Raw genomic sequence first — 6274 nt, 5'->3', positions numbered from 1 at the left:
GTACTGGACCGTGCAAGCGAAGCTTACATACTCTGCGGGAAGTAGCTGTACTTGCCGTCCGGACCCTTCTTCCATTCGTACATGATGTAGCCCGGAATCTTCGGGTCACCCTTTTCGTCGAAGGAGATGTCGCCGAGAACGGTCGGGAACGGACCCTTTTCCTTCATCGCGGTTGCGACGGCTTCCGCATCGGTCGAACCGGCCGCCTTGGCAGCACCGGCGATCGCCTGCATGGCAGCGTAGGAGTAGAGAGTGTAAGCTTCCGGGTTGAAGCCGGCAGCCTTGAACTTCTCAACGAGTTCCTTGTTGGCCGGGTTGATCGTCGGATCCGGGCCGAAGGTGTTCAGCGTACCGGCAACTGCGTCGCCAGCGATGGAAGCAAGTTCGTTCGAGACGATACCGTCGCCCGAAACGAGCGTTGCCTTCAGGCCCTGGTCGGCAGCCTGACGGATGATGAGACCGGCTTCGGTGTGCAGACCACCCCAATAGATGATCGAGACGCCGGCTTCCTTCATCTTTGCGATGAGAGCGGAGAAGTCCTTGTCGCCGACATTGATGCCTTCATACATGGCTTCGGTAACGCCAGCAGCGTTCAGAGACTTCTTGGTCTCGTCGGCAAGACCCTGACCGTAAGGTGTCTTGTCGTGAACGACAGCGATCTTGGCGTCCTTGAAATGATCGGCAAGATATTTGCCGGCAATCGCGCCCTGCTGGTCGTCACGGCCGCAGGTACGGAATGTGTTCCACAGGCCGCGCTCGGTGAACACCGGGTTCGTTGCAGCCGGGGTGATTTCGAGGATGCCGTTTTCAGCATAGACTTCAGACGCCGGGATCGAGACGCCCGAGTTGAAGTGGCCGATCACGAACTTCACGCCGTCAGCGACGAACTTGTTGGCGACCGAGATGCCCTGCTTCGGGTCGGAGACATCGTCACCGAGTTCGAGCTTGATCTGCTCGCCGTTGATGCCGCCTGCGGCGTTGATATCAGCGGCTGCCTGCTCGGCCCCCTTCTGAAGCTGAGCGCCGAACGCAGCGTTCGGGCCAGTCAAAGGACCGCCGACGCCAATGAGAATGTCGGCCCAGGCGTTGCCGCTGAAGGCGACCATCGCCGTCAGTGCCACTGCCGACAGAAGAGATTTCTTCATATTTTTACTCCCAATTTTTGGGCGGGTTCCGGTCCAAGGCCCGGCGCATTACCCACCATTGACTGCGCCAGGAAAGCTGTTCCACTCTGAAGGCAATTCATGCCTAGTTTCAACGGACTGTCAATGTTTGTCCTTCCACGAGAACGCGGAAGTTTTTTCGTACAGCCAGTAATAGTTGTTGACCATCTGATTGGTGCGGCGATAACGGAAACCCGCCGTCGAGAAGACGAGCAGCAGCACGAAATCGATGATGTAAAAGAAGGCGCTGAGCATCGGCCCGTTGAAGAGCGCATGATGCAGGAACTGCATCACCCAGGCGAGCAGGAAGGTGTAAACGACGACCAGCGGATAGTTGCTCCAGCTTTCAGCTGCAGCCCTGCCGGCGCGCCATGCCGTCCAGAACCCGATCAGCACGACCAGCCCGCGGATGACCATCCGCACGCCCGTATCCGGTTCGAAGAAAAGTCCCTGCATATCAAACTCTCCCTTCTGCCCGGCTCAATGTCTTCCGCCTTCGAGATAGGCGGCACGGACTTCCGGATTGGCGAGCAGTTCCTTGCCGGACCCGCTCATCGTTACCTTGCCGTTCACCATCACGTAAGCGCGGTGCGAGAGCTTCAGGGCAGCAAATGCATTCTGCTCGACGAGGAAAACGGTGAGGCCTTCCTGCTCGTTGAGCTTTTTGATCGCCTCGAAAATACCCTTGACGATCAGCGGCGCGAGACCGAGCGACGGCTCGTCGAGAAGCAGGAGCTTCGGGCGCGCCATCAGCGCACGGCCGATTGACAGCATCTGCTGCTCGCCGCCCGAAAGCGTGCCGCCGCGCTGCGCGTGGCGTTCCTTAAGGCGCGGGAACAGCGTGAAGATCTTCTCGACGTCCTCGTTGAAATGTTTGAGGTTGTCGAGGCCCGCACCCATCTGCAGGTTTTCCGTGACCGTCATCCGCGGGAAGATGCGGCGGCCTTCCGGCGACTGCGCAATGCGAAGCCGCGCGATGTCGTGCGTCGGCATGCGAGTGATGTCGCGCCCTTCGAAGATCACCGCGCCGGTGCGCGCCTGCGGGCTGCCGCAGATCGTCATCATCAGCGTCGACTTGCCAGCGCCGTTGGCGCCGATGAGGCTGACGATCTCACCCTTGTTGACGTCGACATCGATGCCCGCGAGCGCACGGATATTGCCGTAATAGGTTTCGACGCCCTGAACCTTGAGAAGCTGTTCGCCGGCCATCAGTTTGCGCCCCCTTCGAGGCTCTCGACAGTTGCGATGACCTCTTCCACTTCCTTGTCCTCGACACCGAGATAGGCCGCGATGACCCTCGGGTCGTTCTTCACATGATCCGGCGTGCCATCGGAAATCTTCTGCCCGTATTCCAGCACCACGACATGGTCGGAGATTTCCATGACCACCGACATATCGTGTTCGATGAGCAGGATCGACGTACCGGTATCGGCGCGAATTCCCTGCAGCAGTGCGTTGAGAGCCGCCGATTCACGTGGATTGAGGCCGGCGGCGGGCTCGTCCAGGCAGAGCAATTCCGGCTCGGTGCACATGGCGCGGGCGATTTCGAGACGCCGCTGCGCGCCATAGGGCAGATCGCCTGCAGGGTCGTCGGCGCGGCTGATCAGATCGGCCTTTTCCAGCCAGAAGCGTGCGAGCTCGATGGATGCTGCAGCCTCTTTCCTGTAAGGGCCGATGTTGAGAAGGCCGAGGATCGTATAGCCCGATGCCTTCATCAGCTTGTTGTGCTGGGCAACGAGCAGGTTCTCCAGAACGGTGAGGCCCGAGAACAGGCGGATGTTCTGGAAGGTACGAGCGACCCGGGCTTCCTTGGTGATGCGGAAATCCGGCAGGCGCTCGAGCAGGTACTGCTTACCGCTCTGCTGGTTCAGTGTGATCATTCCCATCGTCGGCTTGTAGAAGCCGGTGATGCAGTTGAAGACGGTGGTCTTGCCGGCACCGTTCGGGCCGATCAGCGCGGTAATATCACCGCGCTTGGCTTCGAAGGAGAGGTCGTTGATGGCCATGAGGCCACCGAACCTCATCGACAGATGCTCGACTTTGAGCAGGGTATCGCTGGACATTGTCGTCATTTCTACGGGGCTCATCAGCCGTGCCCCTCCTTGATAAAGCTTCCGGAAACTGCCCTGCGCTCCTTGAGGAAGGCAGTCGGTTCACGCGAGCCGACGAAGCCGCGCGGCTTGAACAGCATGACAACGACCATGGCGAGCCCGAAGAGAAGCATGCGGTAGAGTTCCGGCGTGAAATCCGGACCGAAGACGGCTTTCAGGAAGTCCATCTCGCGCAGCAATTCCGTCCCGCCGACCATGACGAGCGCAGCAATCGCAATACCGGTCAGCGAGCCCATGCCGCCGAGGACGACGATGGCCAGGATGACGGCCGATTCGAGGAAGACGAAGGATTCCGGAGAGACGAAGCCCTGGCGCACTGCAAAAAACGAGCCGGCAAAGCCGCCGAACATCGCACCCGTCGCAAAGGCTGTGAGCTTGGTCGTGACCGTATTGATGCCGAGGGAACGGCAGGCGATTTCGTCTTCGCGCAGCGCTTCCCAGGCGCGACCGATCGGCATGCGGCGAAGCCGGATCGTGACGTAGGCCGTCAGCATGCAAAGTCCCAGGATCAGATAGAAGAGGAAGATCTTGTAATAGGCCGACGACATTGGAAGGCCCATGAGCTTGGCAAAGCCGCCCGACGTCGCATCGAAGGGAATGCCGAACAGCGTCGCCTTCGGGATGCCGGAGATGCCGAAGGTACCCTTGGTCACAGCCGTCCAGTTGATGAGCACGAGACGGATGATTTCACCGAATGCGAGCGTCACGATGGCGAGATAGTCGCCGCGCAAACGCAGGACGGGGAAGCCGAGGATGACACCCCAAAGCGCCGCCAGGATGCCCGACATCGGCAGCAGAAGCCAGAAGGACAGGCCGAAATAGCTGGAGAGCAGCGCATAGGAATAGGCACCGACCGCGTAGAAGGCGACGTAACCGAGGTCGAGCAGACCGGCAAGGCCGACGACGATGTTAAGGCCCCATGCGAGCATCACATAGATGAGAATCTGGATGCCGAAGTTGTCGACCCATTTCAGCGAGCCCTGCGCGCCGAAGGCCGCGTAGATGGCCACCGGATAGAGCAGAAGTGCGACAAGCGCGATTTTCAGGAAATGCTGACGGAGAAAACCCTTCTCGGTCGAGATGTCGAGCTCGCCGTGCTTCGCCTTGGCAAGCTTGCGCTTGTCGATGTTCGGCTTGACGAAAACGACGATGACGAAGCGGCTGATCGCGGCGATCGCCACAAAGATCGCAAGCAGGCCCCACCGCTGAACGATGATGAGCTCGTTGTTGATGTTCTGGTCGGTCTTGAGGCCGACATAGAGAACGAACAGACCGAGAGAAAGGAGGGCCGCGAATAAAGCTTCCGTAAGGCCTTTCTGGACAAGCCCGGGTGCGAGCTTGCCAGCAGGATTTTCGATGTTTGCCATGATGTTATACCTTCTCGACTTCCGGCCGTCCGAGAATGCCGGTCGGCTTGAAGATCAGGACGAAAGCGAGGATCGCAAAAGTCGCGACATCCTTGTAGGCGATCGTGAAATAGGCGGACCAAAGCGATTCGATGAGGCCGATCATCAGTCCGCCGAGAACAGCCCCCGGCAAAGAGCCGATGCCGCCGAGAACGGCTGCGGTAAACGCCTTGACGCCCGGCGTGAAGCCGTCGTTGAACGAGGCGACGCCATAATACATCAGGTACATCGTGCCGGCGACTGCGGCGAGTGCCGCGCCCATGATGAAGGTGATGGAGATCGTCTGATCGACATTGACGCCGAGAAGAGCGGCCATTTTGCGGTCCTGCTCCGTCGCGCGCTGGGCGCGTCCGAGCGCCGTGCGATTGACGATGTACCAGAAGGCGGCCAGCAGCACCACGGTGATGACGATGATGATGATCTGCTTCAGCGAGATCGAAATACCGCCGATATTATAAACCGAACCGACGAGCGGCGGAATCGGCTTGTTGCGCGGACCCTGCGTCACCTGGATGAAGTTGGACAGGGTGATCGACATGCCGATCGCGGTGATCAGCGGCGCCAGGCGGAAGGAACCGCGCAGCGGCCGGTATGCAACACGCTCGATCGTCCAATTCCATAAACTCGTCATCAGCATCGCAACGATAAGCATCAGCAGCAGAAGAACTGCGACCGGAACGCCTGCAAAGATGGATGTGAGAACGAGAAAGACGATAAGAGCGGCAAAACCACCGAGCATGAAGATATCGCCATGGGCGAAATTGATCATGCCGATAATGCCATAAACCATCGTGTAGCCAATAGCGACAAGGCCATAGATGGATCCGAGCGTCAGCCCATTGAAGAGCTGCTGGACGAAATACTCCATATGTCATTTCCCCTGGATGCGAGCCAACATGACTGCATCTCTTTTTGGTCTGTAGTTCCCTTTTATCGGAACCTCATATGCGGCATCCATACCGTTTTCCGTGAAAATGTGAAGACAAAAAGGCTTTACTGGGTCAGATTCTTGGCGAAACGGACGTAAATGGCGCGTTTCCGCCCAAAATCCACACTAAAGAGGCATTCCCTGAGGAAATTTTAGCCAGAAACCGGCTGTGGATTAACCAAATCGCCTGCGAGGCGGGCAGCTTTAAGCATGGCACTTATTCCATAAAACCGGAACTTTTGGCAAATTCCTACGAAATTCAAAGGCCGGACGCGAAAAACGTTTCAAACGAACGGCCTGCCGGGCGTTGCAATTAGCAAATGCGCCAGTGCCAACTTTCACGGATTCCAGCCGCCGCTGCCATAAGGACGCGTGATGATTTCGAGCAGGTGACCGTTCGGATCTTCGAAATAGAGACCGCGTCCACCGTCGTGGTCATTGGTTTCGCTTGGCTTTCTCTGGCCGGGATCGGCCCAGTAGCGCAGGTTCCGCTCTCGAATTCGATTGAATATCGCGTTGAATTCAGCGTCGCCGACAAGGAAGGCGTAGTGTTGGCTTACGATCTCACCCTTCGTATCCATATAGTCGAGATTGGCATCGTTGTCGGTCGTGACCATGTGGAACGGCCCCCACCGCCGCGGCGGCGACAGGCCCAGCATATCGGCC

General features: G+C 58.4%; 7 protein-coding genes. All 7 read right to left on the bottom strand.

The genetic code is table 11. The features are described from left to right. Positions 1 to 23 precede the first annotated feature (23 nt). Positions 24 to 1145 (bottom strand): branched-chain amino acid ABC transporter substrate-binding protein, encoded by a 1122-nt coding sequence (locus tag C9413_RS26100; RefSeq protein ID WP_039845679.1) that lies wholly within the window; start codon positions 1143 to 1145, stop codon positions 24 to 26. Between the two features lie 120 nt (positions 1146 to 1265). Beyond that, a complete protein-coding gene (locus C9413_RS26095; RefSeq protein ID WP_039845680.1) occupies positions 1266 to 1619 on the bottom strand; it encodes a DUF6867 family protein in 354 nt (117 codons plus the stop codon). 24 nt (positions 1620 to 1643) lie between these two features. Then, positions 1644 to 2372: an ABC transporter ATP-binding protein gene (locus C9413_RS26090; RefSeq protein WP_022716961.1), complete on the bottom strand. Its 729-nt coding sequence runs from the start codon at positions 2370 to 2372 to the stop codon at positions 1644 to 1646. Beyond that, positions 2372 to 3250 (bottom strand): ABC transporter ATP-binding protein, encoded by an 879-nt coding sequence (locus tag C9413_RS26085; protein ID WP_039845681.1) that lies wholly within the window; start codon positions 3248 to 3250, stop codon positions 2372 to 2374. Before C9413_RS26085 ends, C9413_RS26090 begins: the two co-directional genes overlap by 1 nt. Beyond that, positions 3250 to 4641 carry a high-affinity branched-chain amino acid ABC transporter permease LivM gene (gene livM, locus C9413_RS26080; protein WP_039845682.1) on the bottom strand — a complete coding sequence of 464 codons (1392 nt, stop codon included), beginning with the start codon at positions 4639 to 4641 and terminating at the stop codon, positions 3250 to 3252. The genes C9413_RS26085 and livM overlap by 1 nt, the downstream gene beginning before the upstream one ends. A 4-nt stretch (positions 4642 to 4645) precedes the next feature. Next, positions 4646 to 5548 carry a branched-chain amino acid ABC transporter permease gene (locus C9413_RS26075; RefSeq protein ID WP_039845683.1) on the bottom strand — a complete coding sequence of 301 codons (903 nt, stop codon included), beginning with the start codon at positions 5546 to 5548 and terminating at the stop codon, positions 4646 to 4648. A gap of 398 nt (positions 5549 to 5946) precedes the next feature. Further along, positions 5947 to 6274, bottom strand: a 328-nt coding sequence (locus C9413_RS26070) for a VOC family protein (protein ID WP_170251097.1), incomplete at its 5' end; no start/stop codon positions are given.

It is taken from the genome of Rhizobium sp. SEMIA 4085 (assembly GCF_013004495.1).
In the GTDB taxonomy this organism is placed as follows: domain Bacteria; phylum Pseudomonadota; class Alphaproteobacteria; order Rhizobiales; family Rhizobiaceae; genus Rhizobium; species Rhizobium gallicum.
This window is presented reverse-complemented; position numbering and strand designations above follow the sequence as displayed.